The organism is Paeniglutamicibacter psychrophenolicus, assembly GCF_017876575.1.
Classification (GTDB): Bacteria; Actinomycetota; Actinomycetes; order Actinomycetales; family Micrococcaceae; genus Paeniglutamicibacter; species Paeniglutamicibacter psychrophenolicus.
On record NZ_JAGIOE010000001.1, the window covers coordinates 1,357,840 to 1,374,830 of the forward strand.

Sequence of the window (16,991 nt, forward strand, 5' to 3'; positions counted from 1 at the left end):
TCAAACTTTTTTGGATATTTGTCGGCCCGCTGTGAGCGACGTAACGTGGGTGCCCCAGGCGGTTTGCATCCCTGCATCGGCCCTGGCGCCGCTGCCGGCCGGCCGGCTCCCACCACCCGAAAGGCGGCCAACACCGTGCCCAAGAACCAACAAGGCGGAGCCGCGACCCGCGGCCGAAACGTCCGCCGCCCGGGGCTCCGGGGGGATGTCTCGATCAGTGCGATCTGCGCCGGATTCATCGCCGTGGCGGTTTCCTATGCCGGTCCGATGCTGGTCATCATCCAGGCCGCCGAGCGGGCGGGCCTCGATACGGCGCAGACCACGTCCTGGGTCTGGGCGGTGTCGGTGGGCAGCGGCATCGTGGGCCTGGTGCTGAGCTTTTTCACTCGCCAGCCCGTCGTGGTGGCCTGGTCGGTTCCGGGCTCGGCGCTGTTGCTGGCGGTGCTGGGGGACTACGAATTCTCCGATGCCGTCGGGGCCTACCTGGTGGCCGGGTTGCTGGGCCTGGTGCTCAGTTTGGGCGGGCTGTTCGGCAAATTGTTGGCCGTGGTTCCGCGGCCGATCCTTGCCGCGGTCCTGGCCGGGGTGCTGCTGCCGTTCGTCCTGAACGTCACCCATGCGGTGCTTGCCTCTCCGCTGGTTGCCGGTGGATTGGTGGTGGCATATTTTGCCGGGCGGCGCCTGTTCCCGAAGTACGCGGTGCCCGGCGCCCTGGTTGTTGGCGTGTTGCTGTCGGTGGCGGCCGGCCAAGCGCGGGCCCCGGAGTTGTCGCTGGCGCTGACCAGTCCGCTGTTCACCGTGCCCACCTTTTCCATACAGGCCATCATGGGCATTTCCATCCCGTTGCTGATCGTGACCATGGCCGGACAGAACGGCCCGGGGCTGGTGATGATGCGCACCAGCGGCTACGAGCCCAACGACCGGCTGCTGCTGACCGGCACCTGCGTGGCCAGCGTGCTGTTTGCGCCGTTCGGGTCCCACGCCATCAACCTCGCGGCCATCACCGCGGGAATCTGCTGCGGGCGCGAGGCCCACGAGGACCCGGCCAAGCGCTATGTCGCAGGGGTTGCCGGCGGCCTGTTCTTCATTGGCTTCGGGTTGTTCAGCGCCACGATCCTTGACCTCTTTGCCGCGGTGCCGGGCGAGCTGATCACCGCCATGGCCGGGGTGGCGCTGCTGGGCGCCCTGCACGGTTCGATGCTGGACATGCTCGATGCGGGGCCGCACGGACCGGCGGCCATCGAGGCCGCCGTCGTCACCCTGATCGTCACGGCCTCGGGCATCGCCCCGTTCGGCATCGTGGCACCGTTCTGGGGAGTGTTGGCAGGTGCCGGCGTGTACCTGGTGCTGACGGCCCTGCGGAATCCGCGCGGCCGGAAAAGTTCGGTGGGACAAGTTCGGGAGCGGCAGGTTCCGGTCCCCGAGCCTCTGGGATGAGTCGCCGGGGCGCCGATTCCGGGAGCGTCTCCGGGAAGGTTTAGCCGGATCCCACGTGGTGCGCCGGGTCGGAAGCCAGGTCGTGCCGACGCTTGTGGCGGCGGTATTCGTGCCAGGTCAGCACCGTGACCGCGGCGTCGAAGATGGTCAGTGCCCACAGTCCGCCGGTGGGTGCCACGACAAGTTCGTAGCCCTGGTAGGCGATGAAGGCCAGCAGCATGGCAATCATCCAGGGGTAGGCCCAGAACTGCTTGCGCAGCAGGGCGGTGACAAGCGCGATCTTCACCGCGCCGTGGATCAGCAGGTAGACGGCGGCGAACGTGATCCCCTGGTCGGTCAGCCCGCTGGCCACGTGGAGCAGGTGCGTGGCGATGAAGTCCGTGGGATCCTCGGAGAGCTCCTCGCGGGTCAGCAGCAGCACCAGGTGGTTAAGCGTCCCGGGGCTGGCGAAAAGCAGCAGCAGGCCGCCGATGACTTCCGCCAGGCCGTCGAGGCCCTTGCCGATGACGCCGACCCAAAACAGGCGTCCCCACCAATCAAGATTTCTCACGGGCGCTTCTCCCGGTGCACGGGCACCGGCAGGGGGGCTTCCGGGGCCAATCCCGCGAGTTTTTCGACCACGAGCAGGCCGGTCGCGGAACCTGTCCAGTTCCTTTCAAGTGGCTGCCTGCCGGAGGTGCGAACCACCAGGCGCAGCACCAGGGCCACGACCAGAACGTCGTCGGCGTAGCCGATCACCGGGATGAAGTCCGGCACCAGGTCGATCGGGGACGCGAGGTAGACGAGCAGGAACAGCAGGGCCAGGCGGGGACGCAGCGGCAATTCCCTGTCCGACACGAGCCGGCCCAGGAAGCGAAGCAGCTCGGGCAGCAGCCGCAGGGCTTCGCCCAGGTCGACGGTGCCGGGGTTCTTGCGCGCGTAAAGCCACAAGAGCGCCAGTGCCACCGCATAGGCCAGCAGCAGGCCGCCGAGGATGGCCAGCAGGGGCTCAAGCCAGGGCATCCCCGACTCAGCCCCGCCCGGAATCTGCGGATCCTGGTTCAACCGGGGCGCCGTCGTTGTGCAGCCGGGCATAGACCATGTCGGCATACTCCTCGAGGCGTGCGACGCAGTTCTTCAGGTGTTCCTCGGCCGCGGTGGCCTCGGCCAGTTCCAGCACGTCGCGGCTCTTCAGGTCGCGGTGCCACCGGCGCAGCCGTTCCAGGCTCTGTTCTTCCTCCTCCAGCTCGGCGAGCGTGAACTTTTCGATGCGGATCTCCTTGGCGATCTCGACCTCGAACTTCCCGCAATCGGCGGAGAATTCCTTCCATTCCTCGAGCCGCAGGGTTCGGAAGGCGGTGGCCACGGCTTCCTGGCCGGGCGCGCCGGTGGAGGCCGTGGAGAGCACGATGACATCGCCGGCGCCCTTGGCTGCCAGCTCCTGGACCTTGGTGAGGGAGCCTTGGAAATGTGGGGTATCGGGCACTGTCCACACCCCCTGGGAGACGGGGGCTGCGCCGATGCGGCGCAGTTCCCGCCACACGGCGACGCGGTGCCGCGACGAGGCCCCGGTCAAGCGAACGATCAATACCAACCATGTCATGCTGCAAGGTTAGACGGTTACAGCAAAAAATGTAACAAGTTATACAAGACCGAAAATTGTCAAGCTGTGTGGAGTCACTAGGCGCTTAGTCTTACTGGTTTCGTTTCGGGCAGGTTGATGCCGACCAGGTCGGCCGGGGATGGAGTGGTGGGTCGTCGGCGGAACCGTCCGGGGTTCTGGGCGTAGTACCCCTGGAGCGCGTGGTCGCGTGTTTTCCACACGTCCCTCCAGGAGCCGTCGTGGACCTGTGAGGGTGAGAACAGGGCGATGCCCGAGTGCTTGTGCTTGGTGTTGTACCAAGGCACGTAGTCGCCGATGTAGCTCCTGGCGGTCTCGACGGTCTTGAAGATGCGCGGGTAGCCCGGTCGGTATTTCATGGTCCGGAATCCGGACTCGCTGAACGGGTTGTCGTTGCTCACGTAGGGCCGGATATAGGACAGCTCCACGCCGTGGGCGGTGAGGGCATCGCGCAGCAGATGGGATTTCATCGCCGGGCCGGAGTCCGCGTGGACCAGCTGGGGTGCGCCGTGTTCGGCGATGGCCGTTTCGAACATCTCCACAGCCAAGTGGTTGGCCTCGCGTTCCTCCACCCTCCACCCCACGATCTGTCGGGAGAAGATGTCCATCACGGAGTAGACCTTGAAGACGATTTTGCGCCACGGCGAGTAGACATCGGTAATGTCCCACGACCTATGCCGATATCGGCATAGGTCGTGTTATGCCGAGGTTGTGGTTATGCCGATACCGGTGTCGGCGGCCCGGGTTCCGGAGGCGCCCGGGGCCGTCTTATCGGCATAATCATCGGCTCGTGTTCGACTTGTTTCCCATCAATTCAGGAGACAAGGAAGCGACATCATGGAGCTTGTTGGCACATCGAGCCGGGAGCATTCCGCTGCCCCGTTGGAAACGTACATCGAGGGATTCGAGACCGAGCTGATCCGGCTGGGATTCACCCCCTTCTCGACGCGGGGCCAGCTGAGCCTCATGAGGCATCTGAGCCGCTGGCTCCAATCCAGGGGCCTGGCGGTGGAAGAGCTGACGGTGGAAGTCATCGAGGTGTTCCTCCGTGAGCGGCGGGCATCACATGCTGCGCTCTTCACGTTCCGGGCCCTGAAACCGCTGCTGAAGTGGCTGGCCACCTCAGGGAGAATCGCCGTGGAGGCGGCTTCGCCGCGGCAGATCCAGGATCCGCCCGTGCTGATCCGGTTCGAGGAATACCTGCGTGGTGAGCGGCGGCTGAAGGAGATCTCCGTCCAGGCGCAGGTGTCCCGGGTACGTCGATTCCTCAACGGCTACACCCCGCCGGGAGGCCTCCGCACCCTGAGCGCGGCCGATGTCGTTCGGGCGTTGCTGGACGAGGGCGAGGGCAGGAAGCCCGTTTCGGTGAAGAAGTTCGGCTATGTGTTGCGTTCGTTTCTGCGGTTCTGCTTCCTGGTCGGAGAGCTGGATCGCGACCTGACCGGCGCGACCCTTGTGGTGCGGTTGCCACAGCCCTCGCTGCTGCCGATTGGCGTGAGCCCGGGCCAGATCCAGACCCTGCTGGATGCCTGCGACCGGAACACCTCGGTGGGAAAACGCGACTATGCGATGGTCCTCCTGCTCGCCCGATTGGGGTTGCGCGCCGGTGAAGTCGCGGGGCTGCACCTGGAGGACATCGACTGGCACCACGGCGAATTCATGGTCCGAGGCAAGGGGTCCAAGGACGAACGGCTGCCCCTGCCCGACGAGGTCGGCGCGGCAATCGCTGATTACCTGCTCCATGCCCGCCCGGCTGCACCGGATCTGCGCGAAGCGTTCAGCACGGTCAAGGCACCGTGGCGCGGGCTCAGCTCCCCGGCCGTCTGGGCAATCGTCGTGCGCGCCTGCAAGCGTGCCGGCATGCAGCCCTTCGGCGCGCACCGGCTGCGCCATTCCCTGGGTGAGGCCATGGTCAGAGCCGAGGTGCCACTGGCCGCGATCGGGCAGGTGCTGCGCCATGACGACCCGGTCACCACCGCAAATTATGCCCGCGTCGACGTGACCCGGCTGCGCACCTTGGCCCAGCCATGGGCCGCCGAGGGGAGCCCGTCATGAACGGGTGGGAGGAACACGTGGCCGACTACCTGCGGCTCCGTCGCCAACTCGGTGCCCACCTGGCAGAGGACGAACGGCTGTTGGGCCGGTACACGACCCACCTGGCCGCCAGCGGCAGCCCGAGCATCACCACCGCCAATGCCGTCTCGTGGGCGCAGGCCTCCTTCAGCGGAACGGGCAACCCCGTGGCCCGTGCGGCCAGGCGGCTCAGGGCCGTGCGGGGCTTTGCCACCTATATGCACGCGGTGGACCCCGCCCACGAGATCCCGCCCCAGGGGATCTTCGCCCACCCCGTCCACCGGACGGCACCGTACATTTACACCAGCGCCGAGACCTCCGCGCTGATCAAGGCCGCGGGGCATCTCGGCCACGGGATCCGGGCACGGACCTATCCCACGTTGTTTGGGCTGCTGGCTGCCACCGGGCTCAGGGTCGGTGAAGCGCTGGGCCTGGACCGTGGAGATGTCGACCTTGAAGCCGGGATATTAACGGTTAGCAGCGGCAAATCCCGCCACCAGCGACTGGTGCCGCTGCATGGGAGCACCACCGCGGCATTGGGCCGGTACTCGTCGTGGCGTGATGGGCATGAGCAGCAGAGATACGCCGGCAGTGCATCGTTTTTCATCAACCGTGACGGCGACCGGCTTCCCTATCACAACGTCCTGATGGCGTTCCGGCAGGCAGCCGGCGCAGCCGGGATACAAACCCATCGGCTGCATCCCCGGATGCATGACCTGAGACATGCCTTCGCGGTAAATGCCCTGCTGGGTTGGTACCGCGAGGGGGCCGACGTCGCGGCCATGATGCCCGCGCTCTCAACGTATTTGGGGCACAGCGACCCGGCCAACACCTATTGGTACCTCAGCGCGGTCCCCGAACTGTTGGCCCATGCCTCGGCCCGGTTGGCCGCCGGCGCCGCCACCCCGGAAGGGCAGGAAAGGCCATGACCAGTTTCGCCCCTTTGCTGCAGTCTTTCTTCACCGATCGGTTGATGACCCAGCGCCAGGCCAGTCCGAACACGATCGCCTCCTACCGGGACACCTTCAAGCTGCTGCTTGGCCACGTTCAGGAGCAGACGGGCAAGACGCCCTCGGCCATGGCGATCGGTGACCTGGATGCGGGCACCATCACCGGGTTCCTCACCCATTTGGAGACGGTCCGGGGAAACAGCGTGCGGACCCGCAACGCACGCCTGGCGGCCATCCATTCGCTGTTCGCCTACGCCGCACTGCGCCACCCCGAGCAGGCGGCGGTGATCCAGCGGGTCCTGGCAATTCCGACCGCACGAATCCAACGCAACATCGTCTCCTGGCTCGACCGGGACGAGGCCGATGCGTTGCTGGCCGCCTGCAACCAAGGCACCAGGACCGGCCGACGTGATCATGCACTCTTCAGCCTGGCGATCCAGACGGGGCTACGCGTCAGCGAACTGATCGGCCTGAACATCGCGGACATCCACACCGGAACCGGGCCGCACGTCCATTGCCTGGGCAAGGGCCGCAAGGAACGACGGACACCATTGCTCCCGGCGGTCCTGGAGATCCTGGGCAGCTGGATCGCGGAACGCGGCGGCACCGCCGAGGACCCGCTGTTCACGACCACGACCGGGCGCCGACTCAGCCGGGACGCGATCGAACAGCGCCTGCGCGTCACGGTGGCCACCGCTGCGGCATCACGCCCGTCATTGAACGGCAAGCGGGTCACCGCCCACACGATGCGTCACACGGCTGCGATGAGACTGCTCCAATCCGGGGTCGACACCACGGTCATCGCGCTCTGGCTAGGCCACGAGCAAATTTCCACGACGAATATTTACATCCATGCAGACATGACCCTCAAGGAGAACGCCATCGCGAAGGTCGCCCCGTCCGCGGTCGCCGCCCAGGGCCGCTACCAGCCCACGGACGCCGTCATTGCGTTCCTCGAGGCGCTCTGATTATGCCGATAAGACGGCCCCGGGCGCCGCCGGAACCCGGGCCGCCGACACCGGTATCGGCATAACCACAACCTCGGCATAACACGACCAGGCCTGACCCGGCCCGGTGGCCTTCACCACGGGCTTCTCCCGCCGCCCCTGCTTGTTCTCGCGTCTGGTGGGGATCGTGGGGCGCAGCATCTGGTCCTCGATCTCTGCCGCGATGCGCCACCAGGTGCGCCGGGAGGCGAGCATGACCCCGTCGTCCCACGCCGTGGCGAAGGAATGGTCCACGGAGACCTGATCGGCCCAGCCCAGCATGATGTATTCGCTGATTCGCTCCCGGTCCCCGGGACTGATGCGGCTCTCGTAGGCGCGCTCGGACTGGTGGATCGGGTCTTGGACTTGTTCCCGGGGATTTTGCCGGTAATGCCAGGTGGAACGCGATACGCCCGTCAGTTCAAGCGCCTTCCGCTGGGAGCCGGTGAACTCCGCCAGGGTGCGGACGAGGTGGTTCTCGGTGTCTAGGAACTTTTCGGATCGTTCGTCTGCTTCGTATCGGGCCCTGGCACGTTCAAGTCGTGCAAGAGCCCGATAGCTTTTCCCAGGGCCACGTTTGATCCCTCGAGTTCACGGATGCGGTCCTTGAGCTGCTCGACTTCTGACTGGTGTTCGGCGATCTCCTTGGCGCGCGCTTTTTCAAACGCGGACCGTTCGCCTTGTGTGCGGGCCATGTGTCCATGATCCCTTGGTATCAGGTTCCGGTCGAGGTCGCCCTCGTAGACCAGCTTCCGCCACTGCTGGAACTTCCACCTCGGCACCGACTGGGCGGCAAGCCATGCCACCTTCGTCCCGTGTGGCTGAAGATAGTACTCGTGCACGAACTGACGGATCTCCTCACGGGTTTGCCCCTGGGCGGTAACTGTCATGGCTGTCTCCTTCAATCACTTAAGAAAGAACCGGGTGGCTCACAACCAGCCTGACGTAGAGGGGACCTTGCTGTTTTCAGGGTCAATGCACAGCATGGGGCCGTGCCGGACATGGTTGAGCAGGTCCAATGCTTGCCAGCCCCATCGATATGTGCAACTATCTGCGTATGAATGCAGATAACAAGTCTTGTTCGTTGGACACCGACAGCCAGTACGTCGAACTGGCAGTTGAAGTGTTCAGCATGCTCGCGGACGCGACCCGGGTGCGGATCATCCTGGCCCTGAGGTCCGGGGAGATGGCGGTCGGCGCGCTGGCCGAGTTGCTGGGCAAGTCCCCGGCCTCGGTTTCCCAGCACCTGGCCAAGATGCGCCTGGCCCGAATGGTCTCGACCAGGCAGGAAGGGACCAAGGTGCTCTACCGCCTTGAAAATGAGCATGCGCGCCAGCTGGTCGTTGACGCCATCCACCAGGCCGAACACGCCTTGGGGGGTACCCCCGCCCACCATTCCCGAGGGCAACAGTGAGCGCGGCGAGCGGCCACGCGCCGGGGAACCCCGGCCACGATCACGGGCCGGCAGGGCACCACGACCACCCGCATGACCACGAGCACAACCATGACGGCCACAACCATGACGGCCACGGCCACAAGCATCGCTCCGGATTCACCGGATGGCTGTTCGAGCTCTTCGTCCCGCACACCCACGACGCAGCCGATTCCATCGACGACGCCCTGGAATCCAACGTCCAGGGGATCCGTGCGCTGAAAATCAGCCTGGCCATCCTGCTGGCAACCACCGTTCTGCAATTCATCGTGGTGGGTTTCAGCGGATCGGTGGCCCTGCTGGCCGACACCATCCACAACCTCTCCGACGCGCTCACCGCCGTGCCCCTGTGGATCGCCTTCATCCTCGGGCGCCGGGCCGCAAACCGGCGCTACACCTTTGGCTATGGGCGGGCCGAGGACCTGGCGGGGCTGTTCATCGTGGTTGTGGTGGCCCTGTCCGCGGTCCTCGCGGCCTGGCAGTCGATCGACCGGCTGCTCCATCCGCAACCACTGGAACACCTGGGCTGGGTGCTGGCCGCCGGCGTCGTGGGATTCATCGGCAACGAGGCCGTGGCCATGTACCGGATCAAGATCGGGCGCAGGATCGGCTCCGCCGCGCTGGTTGCCGACGGAGTGCACGCCCGCACCGACGGGTTCACCTCCCTGGCCGTCGTGCTGGGCGCCGGCGGTGCGATGCTGGGCTTCCCGCTGGCCGACCCCATCGTGGGCCTGCTCATTTCCGCGGCCATCTTCATCCTGCTGATCGGCACCATCTGCAGCATTGGGCGCAGGCTCATGGACGGCATCGAGCCCGACCTGCTGGCCAAGGCCGAGGAAGCGTTCGCCTCGGTTCCAGGGATCTTGGAAACGCCGCGGATCCAGTTGCGCTGGGTCGGCCACCGGCTGCACTGCACGGCCGTGGCCGTGGTCCGGGACGCGGCCCTCTCCGAGGTCGAGGCCACGCTGGCGGAGGCCAGGGCGGCCGTTGCCCGGGCGCTGCCCAAGCTCGATGACCTGCTGATTCAGACCGGGACACTGCGGATCGATGCGGTAGAAGGAAGTTCACAGTGTCATCAGAAAATCAGTCGAACGGGCTGAATGGCTTTCCTCAAGGTGACAGGTGCGAGGCTTATGAGCGAGCTGGCTGTGGATGCGCGAGTCTTCTATAGGATACTGATAATGCGCCTTGGTCCAGGCGAGGATTCTATGTCGGCGGAGGGCACTTGCCGCGGGTTACCGGGCAGAAAAACGGATCGTAGGGAGTCTTGGCAACACCTTTTTCCAGCCAGAGGCGGTTCACCGGCCACTCTGTGTTGAAATAGCGTCCAATGCTGAGGATGCTCACCTTCGCTGCGCCGCTTAGTCTTGCTTTGGCTGCCACCGCGACGGAGCTCTTGCCGGTTACCCAAGAATCTTCCAGCACCAGAATATGTTTTCCATTTAAGTCGTCTTCGAAGTGAAAGTAGCGGGGATCGAGGACTTTTGGCCTTGCGTTACGGACTTGGCCCACATAGGTGGCGGGGGTTCTGAAGATTTCACTCGGGAACATCTTTAGCAGTTCGTTGAGCGGATGCGGCATTCTGCCTCGTCCAGAAGGAACTATTGTGATTGCAGAAGTAGTCTGCAATGTATGTCTTGAAATGCATGCGGCATGTAACTCGAGAACCAATTATAGAAGTATGCCGAGGCGCCAACGTGCAGGTTCGCTTGGGTTTGTAGCGTTCTTGTATTGATAAAAGTCTGTCTGGGACTGCATCGTTGCGCCAGCGTATGCGAGCGTCACCACACAATCAGGAAGTTCATTCGGTGGAACTTGCTTGGCAATGGCATCGCAAGGAATACAACGACGGTACGTTGCAGAAATTGGAATTGAACAAATAGGGCAATATTTCAGACCGGTCGCAAACAGAGTTCCGTCGTTGTCGCTCGCATCAATCGGTAGGCCAGTATTGCGCATGATCTGTGCAATATGGGGTAGCAATTCTCCTACTCGACTGTGCGGCAAGCGTTCCACTAGGCGAAAGCCTCAATCGGCAGCCGAAGCTGGCTGCAGACTTCTCGTGGAGACGCAAGTTCGATCGCAAGTTCGGCAGCTTGGTCCGAGGAACGCGCAATATGAACATCATTAAGTGAACCGGTGGCCGTCAATTTTCGGCCCCAGGAAGTTTCCGTCGCGACCGCTGGTGCCAGTACCAAGGGACGCCCATGCTTGACTGCCGTCGAGGCTTGATGCCTGGTACCGGACTTTTCATCGGCTTCGACTATGACAGTAACTCTGGAATAGGCCGACATTACGGAATTTCGCATCGGAAAGTTACGTTGTTGGGGTTCCGAACCTGGCCAGAATTGGGATACAACAAGCCCCTCACCGCTGGCCAGACGAGCTTGAAGCTGGCTGGATGATCGAGGGTAACTAATGTCGATGCCTGTGCCGATTATGCCAACGGTACGGCCTCCGACGCTTAGCGCACCGGTTTGAGCCGCGTGATCGATACCTTCGGCCAGACCCGAGACAACCGTAACGCCACGAACAGCTAGTGTCTTGCCGAGGTTGTAAGCATCTCGCTTGCCATCGGGCGAAGCCGCGCGCGAGCCAACAATGCTCACTGCGATTTCCGGGACCCCTGCTTCAGGAAGGCGCCCGGCCGCAAATATGAACGGGGGGAAGTCATGGACCTCATGGAATTGAGCGGGGTACTCCGCATCAAGGTAGGTGATCAAAGTGTGGCCTTGACCCTCCCACGCTTGGATCCTCCGGCGACTGTGGGTAATGAGCAATTCTGCTTGGTCTGCTTCTCCGTGGAGTGCCTTCACGAGCAACGACGACGGAAGCACCCCATCCTCGATTATTTGCGTCCGATGTGAGGCCCACTTGAAAGTCCGAGGGGGGTGCAGCAGCGCCACCAATGCGGCACGTTCCGTGGCAAGTTCTTCGGGCGTCATTGGGCTCCTCCCCTCGTTTAAAGCGTGATTACAGCCTACACGTCCAGCATGCTCGGAGACCCGGCGAACAGGGCCCAAGCACGTTGGCAGGGCAGGGCTCAGCGTCCCGGAACCAGGCCCGGGGAGGCGGCGAGCAGCGTGCGCGTGTAGGGGTGCACCGGAGCGGTGAACACCGATTCGGTGGCCCCGGATTCCACGACCTTCCCGCCCTGCATCACCAGCACCTCGTCGCTCATGTGCCGGATCACCGACAGGTCGTGGGAGATGAACAGGTAGGACAGGCCGAGCCGAAACTGGAGGTCATCGAGCAAGTCCAGCACCTGCGCCTGGATGGAGACATCCAGCGCGGAGACCGGCTCGTCGCAGATCAGCACCCGCGGGTTCGGGGCCAGGGCCCGGGCAATGGCCAGGCGCTGGCGTTGCCCGCCCGAGAGCGTTGCCGGGTTCCGGCCTGCCAGTTCATCCTTCAGGCCCACCAGCGCGAGCAGCTCGGAGATCCTCGCTGCGTGCTTGCGCGGGTTGCGGGTGGACCCGAAGCTGACCGCGTCGGCCAGCAGGGACCCGGCGGAAAGGCGCGGGTCGAAGGAGGACAGCGGGTCCTGGTAGATGGCACCGAGCGCGGTGCGCCGGGTGCGCCGGGCGGCCTCGGGCACCTGGCTCCAGGGCTCGCCAAAGAGCTCCACGCTGCCGGTATCCGGGGCCAGCAGCCCCAGGGCCATGCGCGCCGTGGTGGTCTTGCCCGACCCCGATTCACCCACCACGCCCAGGGTCCGGCCGGCATGCAGCTCGAAGCCCACGTCCTTCACGGCCGCGAAGTCGGGGGAGCCGGGGACCTTGAAGCTCTTGGACAGCGATTCGGCGCGCAACACCGGTCGGCTTCCGGACGGCCCTTGGACCGCCGGCGGTGTGCCATGCAACGGGGCGGAAGTTGCCGTGGAGGCGGGGGAGAGCGGTGCGAAGCGGGGCTTGCCGGCGGGAACCGCGGCCAGCAGCGCCCGCGTGTATGGGTGCTGCGGGTCGCCCAGGATCCGTGCCGCGGGCCCGGATTCGACAATCCGCCCGCCCTGCATCACCGCGATCGAATCGGCGAGAGTGGCCACCGCGGCCAGGTCGTGGCTGATCAACAGCATGCCCGATCCTGCGGCACCCAGCCCGCCCAGCAGGTCCATGACCTGCGCGGCAATCGTCGCATCCAGCGCCGTGGTCGGCTCGTCGGCAATGAGCAGCACCGGGTCCAGCGCGATGGCCGAGGCAATCAGCGCGCGCTGGCGCATGCCTCCGGACAGCTCGCCCGAGCGCTGGCCGGCACGGCGCACCGGATCATCCAGGCCCACCGATTCCAGCAGCTCGATGACCCGGGCCGCACGCTCGGACCCGGAGCCGGACGAATGCAGGCGCAGGGCATCGTCGATCTCCTTGCCGATCGTGCGCAGCGGGTCCAGGGAGGTCAGCGCGTCCTGCAGGATGAAGCCGGCCGTCCTGCCGCGCAGCGTGCGCCAGGCGCGCTGGGACAGGGAGCGGGCGTCGGTGCCGGCGACCTGAAGCGCCCCGGCACGCACCCGGGAGCCGGCGCCGGCCAGCCCGATCAGTGAGCGGGCCGTCACCGACTTGCCGGACCCCGATTCGCCCACCAGTGCCAGGGTTTCGCCCGGGTTCACCGTGAATGACACCCCGGCGACCACCTCTGTGGCCCCGAAGGAGACGTGCAGGTTTTCCACCCGCAACACGGGGTTAGGCGTGCTCATCGGTTGCCTCCGGATTTCAGGGAGCGGGAGAGCACCGTGGAGGCGGCGGCGACCAGCACGATGGCCAGCCCGGGGAAGAAGGTCATCCACCACGCGAGCGCCAGGTAGGTGCGACCGGCCGAGAGCATGGCGCCCCATTCGGGGGCCGGCGGCGGGGCGCCCAGGCCCAGGAAGCTCAGTGACGCGGCCCAGACCACGGCCTGGCCCAGGCCCAGGGTGCCCAGCACCGCGATGGGCGCCAGCGCGTTGGGCAGGATGTGCGTGGCCAGGATGCGGGCGCGGGAGCGGCCCAGCACCGTGGCTGCCTCGACCATGGACGAGGTGCGCAGGGCAATGATCTGGGCGCGGATCATCCGCGCGTACCCCGGTGCGGTGGTCAGCCCGACGGCGATCACCGTGGTCCCGACCCCGGGCCCGGACAGCGCAATGAACACCAGCGCCAGCAGCAGCCCGGGCAGCGCGAAGAGCACCTCCAGGATGCGGCCCACCCCGAAGTCCAGCCATTTGCCGCCGAAGCCGGCGATCGTGCCGAGGACCAGCGCCAGGCCCAGCCCGATCGCGGTGGCGGCAGCGCCGATCAGCAGCGAGGGCCGGGAGCCGTGGACGATGCGGGAGTATATGTCGCGCCCGGATTCGTCGGTGCCCAGCAGGTGGTTGGCGCCGGGCGGCGAGAACGCGTCGGCGGGGTTGATGGCCAGCGGGTCGAAGGGCGCCAGCAGGTTGGGCGCAATGGCGGCCAAAACGAAGAAGGCCAGCACCGCGGATGCCAGCAGCAGCGGGGCCAGCGCGGCCACGCGGGCCAGCACCGGGGCGCCGGGCCGCGGGCGCGCGGCGGGGTGCTGCGCCAGCACCGGGTCGCTGGCGGGAAGTTTCTCGATTAATGGGTTCATGCGCGCGCCATCCTCGGGTCTGCCAGCTTCTCGGCGGCGTCGGAGAGCGCCATGATCAGCACGTAGGCTGCAGCGGATACCAGTGCCACGCCGGTGACCAGCGGGATGTCGCGGGCGGTGACCGCCGAGAGCAGCGAGCGGCCCAGCCCCGGCCGGGCAAAGATCGCCTCGACCACCACGGCCCCGGAGAGCAGCGAGCCGAACGCCCAGCCGGAGAGCGCAATGCCGGGCAACGCGGCGTGGCGCAGCGAGTGCCGCAGCAGCACCCCGATCTCGGACTCCCCGCGGGCCCGGGCCGAGAGCGCGAAGCCGGAGCGCTGCGCCGCATCCAGGGTGTCGCGCATGACCTGGCCCAGGAACCCGGCCAGCGGCAGGGCCAGGGTGGCCACCGGCAGCACCAGCCCCGCGCCGGTGGCCGTGCTGACCGGCGGAAGCCAGCCCAGCGCTGTGGCAAAGAGCATGATCAGCACGCTGGCCAGCCAGAAGTGCGGGACCGCAGCGGAGACGATTTCCAGGCCCGAGGCCAGCGCCATGCCTGCCCGCCCGCTGCGCGTGGAGGCCACCGCGAGTCCCAGCGCCAACACCCAGGCCACCAGCAGCGCGAGCACCGCCAGGGTGAGGGTGGGCGGCAGCAGCTCGCCCAGGACCTCGGAGACCGGGTTCTTCAGCGAATACGAGGTGCCCAGGTCCCCGGTGGCCAGGCGCCGGAGCGCGGTGAAATACTGCACGGCCAGGGGCTCGTCGAGCCCGTACTCGGCACGCGCCGCGGCCAGGGCCTCGGCCGAGGCCTGCGAGCCGGGCCCGCCCATGATCGCCTCGGCCGGGTCTCCCGGAATCATCCGGATGCCGAAGAAGATCGCGGTGGCCACGGCCCACAGCACGAAGATCCCGCCCAGGACCTTGCCCAGCACCCAGGAGGCGGCCCCGGTGATCCGGGTGCGCCGCCGCTGGGTGTGTGTGCCGGGGTTCATCGTTGCCGGGAGGGTCGCGTGCCTACTTGGCCAGCCAGGTGTCGAAGAAGGTCGGGGAGGCCACCGCGGTGGTGGAGCCGACGTTGTTCAGCTTGGAGGAGTACAGGAAGTGGTTCTGCTGGTCGTAGAGCGGCAGCAGGTAGTGCCCCTCGAGCACCAGCTTCTGCGCCCGGATGTACAGGCCCTTGCGCTTGCCCTCCTCGCTGATGGTCCCTGCCTCGTCGAGCAGCTTGTCCAGCGCCGGGTCCTTGACCTGGGAGAGGTTGGCGAAGTAGCCCGAGGGTGCGGGGATGGTGGAATCCGAGTGGAACAGGATGGAGAGCACCGAGGGGCCGACCTTGGTGTACGGGGCGGAAACCAGGTTGTAGTCGTTCTTCGCCAGGGCGCCGTACCAGCTGGAGAGGTCCAGCAGGTTGATCTTGATTTCGATGCCCGATTCCTTGGCGGTGGCCTGCAGCTGCTCGAAGAGCGACTGCTCGGCGGGGATCGACTGGCTGGTGCTCACCGGGAAGGTCAGCGAAAGCCGTGTCCCATCCTTCACGCGGTAGCCCTCGGCGTCGCGTTCACTCCATCCGGCGGCATCCAGCAGCTTGGCGGTCTTGGCCGGGTCGAAGTCGAAGAGCGACTTGTCGGCGAAGCCCAGCGGTTCGACGCTGGAAAGCGGGGAGTAGGAGCGCGGTGCGGTGCCGAAGAACAGCGAGTCGATGCCGGCGTCCACGTTGACCGCGTGGATGAAGGCCTCACGGACCGCAGGGTCGTTGAACGGCGCCTTGGAGGAGTTCAGCTCGATGCGGTTCGAGGCGCCGGGGCGCGGGGCGTCCAGGTGCTTGATGGTGTCGTTCTTGGCCGCGGCGGCAATGGTGTCCGGCTGGGCATTGTCGATGACCTGGACCTCGCCGGCCTGCAGCGCGGCGTAGCGGGTGGCGGCCTCGGGGATGAAGCGCCAGGTGATGGCGTCCAGGTAGGCCGGGCCGGTGTGGTCGGCGTCGGCGACCGGGCGCTTGTAGTCCTCGTTGCGGACCAGGTTCACCGCTTCCTGCTTCTTCCAGGACTCGACCTTGAACGGGCCGGTGCCCACGGGGGCGGCGCAGTTTTCCTCCTGCGAGCGCTTCAGCGCGGCGGGGGACTGGATGGCGACCCACGGCATCGAGAAGGACTCGAGCAGCGCGTTGTCCGGGGTGGAGAGCTTCAATTCGAGCGTGGTCGGATCCAGCGCCTTCATGGACTTGATCTTGCCCAGGGCAAGGTAGCCGGTGGAGGATGCAGTGGCGGGGTCGAGCAGGTGCTCGAAGTTGGCCTTGACGGCTTCGGCGGTCAGCGGGGTGCCGTCGGTGAAGCGGATGTCGCCGCGGACCTTCACGGTGCGGGTGAGCCCGTCGGCCGAGACGGTGGAGTCCTGGGCGAGCCACGGTACCAGTTCGCCGGCGGCGTCCTTGGTGTAGAGGGTCTCCAGGTACTGCGAGGAGACCAGCGCCTGCGGGTAGTTGCCGCCCACGTGCGGGTCAAGGCAAGAAGGTTCGGCGTCGCCCGAGGCATAGACCAGGGTGCCGCCGGCGACGGGTGTGGCGGCGGCCGGGGTGCCGGCGCCGTTGCCGGACTCGGGGGCAGGGGCGGCCGGGGCGCAGCCTGCGAGCACGAGTGCCGCGGCAAGGCCGAAGGCGGCCGGGAACAGGCGACGAGCCAAGGGACGAACGTTATTCATGAAGCTGCTTCCTGCGAACCAATGAAGATGAAGTGGAGTCGGGTGTCCGTCGCCGGCCCGATGGGGGTCTTGGCGGGTGGGCACCGCCATCAACCTTAGTCCGCACCATGCGCCCGGTCAGGGGTCTGTGGGAGAGGTCATAGCAGGCGCGGGCTGCCCCCAAGCTGCACGGTTTTGGGTCGCGGGGTGTGGTGGAACCGGCCATCCGCGGCCCCACCACATCCTTTGTGGATCACCGGGGTGTTGGGGATGCCGCCGGG

The 16,991-nt window shown here is 66.2% G+C and carries 17 protein-coding genes and 1 pseudogene; 6 read left to right on the plus strand and 12 right to left on the minus strand.

The features are described 5' to 3' along the window. Nucleotides 1–135 precede the first annotated feature (135 nt). Nucleotides 136–1,437, plus strand: coding sequence for a benzoate/H(+) symporter BenE family transporter (locus JOF46_RS05970; RefSeq protein ID WP_342592379.1), 1,302 nt, complete (start codon nucleotides 136–138; stop codon nucleotides 1,435–1,437). Between the two features lie 40 nt (nucleotides 1,438–1,477). Here JOF46_RS05970 and JOF46_RS05975 read toward each other — a convergent pair whose 3' ends face one another. The 4 genes and pseudogenes from JOF46_RS05975 to JOF46_RS05990 form a co-directional block, all read right to left on the minus strand. After that, nucleotides 1,478–1,987, minus strand: coding sequence for a DUF2127 domain-containing protein (locus JOF46_RS05975; protein ID WP_209906481.1), 510 nt, complete (start codon nucleotides 1,985–1,987; stop codon nucleotides 1,478–1,480). Then, nucleotides 1,984–2,439, minus strand: a complete 456-nt coding sequence (locus JOF46_RS22515) for a DUF1232 domain-containing protein (protein WP_209906482.1) — start codon at nucleotides 2,437–2,439, stop codon at nucleotides 1,984–1,986. The genes JOF46_RS05975 and JOF46_RS22515 overlap by 4 nt, the downstream gene beginning before the upstream one ends. Nucleotides 2,440–2,446: 7 nt before the next feature. Next, nucleotides 2,447–3,019 (minus strand): Chromate resistance protein ChrB, encoded by a 573-nt coding sequence (locus JOF46_RS05985; RefSeq protein ID WP_209906483.1) that lies wholly within the window; start codon nucleotides 3,017–3,019, stop codon nucleotides 2,447–2,449. Nucleotides 3,020–3,096: 77 nt separating this feature from the next. Beyond that, nucleotides 3,097–3,705, minus strand: a pseudogene (locus JOF46_RS05990) (transposase); the annotation flags it as partial. A gap of 169 nt (nucleotides 3,706–3,874) precedes the next feature. Here JOF46_RS05990 and JOF46_RS05995 point away from each other — a divergent pair. The 3 genes from JOF46_RS05995 to JOF46_RS06005 are packed head-to-tail and all read left to right on the plus strand — an operon-like array spanning nucleotide 3,875 to nucleotide 7,028. Beyond that, nucleotides 3,875–5,092 (plus strand): tyrosine-type recombinase/integrase, encoded by a 1,218-nt coding sequence (locus JOF46_RS05995; protein ID WP_209906484.1) that lies wholly within the window; start codon nucleotides 3,875–3,877, stop codon nucleotides 5,090–5,092. After that, nucleotides 5,089–6,039 carry a tyrosine-type recombinase/integrase gene (locus JOF46_RS06000; protein ID WP_209906485.1) on the plus strand — a complete coding sequence of 317 codons (951 nt, stop codon included), beginning with the start codon at nucleotides 5,089–5,091 and terminating at the stop codon, nucleotides 6,037–6,039. The genes JOF46_RS05995 and JOF46_RS06000 overlap by 4 nt, the downstream gene beginning before the upstream one ends. After that, the gene (locus JOF46_RS06005; protein ID WP_209906486.1) at nucleotides 6,036–7,028 is read left to right on the plus strand and encodes a tyrosine-type recombinase/integrase; all 993 of its coding nucleotides are present in this window, start codon (nucleotides 6,036–6,038) and stop codon (nucleotides 7,026–7,028) included. The genes JOF46_RS06000 and JOF46_RS06005 overlap by 4 nt, the downstream gene beginning before the upstream one ends. Here JOF46_RS06005 and JOF46_RS06010 read toward each other — a convergent pair whose 3' ends face one another. Together JOF46_RS06010 and JOF46_RS06015 are read right to left on the minus strand one after the other, a co-directional pair. Beyond that, nucleotides 7,029–7,301 (minus strand): hypothetical protein, encoded by a 273-nt coding sequence (locus JOF46_RS06010; protein ID WP_209906487.1) that lies wholly within the window; start codon nucleotides 7,299–7,301, stop codon nucleotides 7,029–7,031. Nucleotides 7,302–7,531: 230 nt separating this feature from the next. Next, the gene (locus JOF46_RS06015; RefSeq protein ID WP_209906488.1) at nucleotides 7,532–7,936 is read right to left on the minus strand and encodes a hypothetical protein; all 405 of its coding nucleotides are present in this window, start codon (nucleotides 7,934–7,936) and stop codon (nucleotides 7,532–7,534) included. A gap of 167 nt (nucleotides 7,937–8,103) precedes the next feature. Here JOF46_RS06015 and JOF46_RS06020 point away from each other — a divergent pair, with 167 nt between their 5' ends. Then, nucleotides 8,104–8,460 (plus strand): ArsR/SmtB family transcription factor, encoded by a 357-nt coding sequence (locus JOF46_RS06020; RefSeq protein WP_209906489.1) that lies wholly within the window; start codon nucleotides 8,104–8,106, stop codon nucleotides 8,458–8,460. After that, nucleotides 8,457–9,578, plus strand: coding sequence for a cation diffusion facilitator family transporter (locus tag JOF46_RS06025; protein WP_209906490.1), 1,122 nt, complete (start codon nucleotides 8,457–8,459; stop codon nucleotides 9,576–9,578). The genes JOF46_RS06020 and JOF46_RS06025 overlap by 4 nt, the downstream gene beginning before the upstream one ends. A 106-nt stretch (nucleotides 9,579–9,684) precedes the next feature. Here JOF46_RS06025 and JOF46_RS06030 read toward each other — a convergent pair whose 3' ends face one another. From JOF46_RS06030 to JOF46_RS06055, 6 genes are all read right to left on the minus strand, one after another. Then, complete coding sequence (locus tag JOF46_RS06030; protein ID WP_209906491.1) at nucleotides 9,685–10,059, minus strand: phosphoribosyltransferase; 375 nt, start codon at nucleotides 10,057–10,059, stop codon at nucleotides 9,685–9,687. 434 nt (nucleotides 10,060–10,493) lie between these two features. Continuing rightward, nucleotides 10,494–11,423 carry a DNA-processing protein DprA gene (locus JOF46_RS06035; protein ID WP_209906492.1) on the minus strand — a complete coding sequence of 310 codons (930 nt, stop codon included), beginning with the start codon at nucleotides 11,421–11,423 and terminating at the stop codon, nucleotides 10,494–10,496. A 98-nt stretch (nucleotides 11,424–11,521) separates the two neighbouring features. Further along, the gene (locus tag JOF46_RS06040) at nucleotides 11,522–13,168 is read right to left on the minus strand and encodes a dipeptide ABC transporter ATP-binding protein (RefSeq protein ID WP_209906493.1); all 1,647 of its coding nucleotides are present in this window, start codon (nucleotides 13,166–13,168) and stop codon (nucleotides 11,522–11,524) included. Beyond that, nucleotides 13,165–14,058: an ABC transporter permease gene (locus JOF46_RS06045; RefSeq protein ID WP_209906494.1), complete on the minus strand. Its 894-nt coding sequence runs from the start codon at nucleotides 14,056–14,058 to the stop codon at nucleotides 13,165–13,167. The genes JOF46_RS06040 and JOF46_RS06045 overlap by 4 nt, the downstream gene beginning before the upstream one ends. After that, nucleotides 14,055–15,029, minus strand: coding sequence for an ABC transporter permease (locus tag JOF46_RS06050; protein ID WP_209906495.1), 975 nt, complete (start codon nucleotides 15,027–15,029; stop codon nucleotides 14,055–14,057). Before JOF46_RS06050 ends, JOF46_RS06045 begins: the two co-directional genes overlap by 4 nt. A 22-nt stretch (nucleotides 15,030–15,051) precedes the next feature. Next, nucleotides 15,052–16,731: an ABC transporter substrate-binding protein gene (locus tag JOF46_RS06055; RefSeq protein WP_209906496.1), complete on the minus strand. Its 1,680-nt coding sequence runs from the start codon at nucleotides 16,729–16,731 to the stop codon at nucleotides 15,052–15,054. Nucleotides 16,732–16,991: the final 260 nt, after the last annotated feature.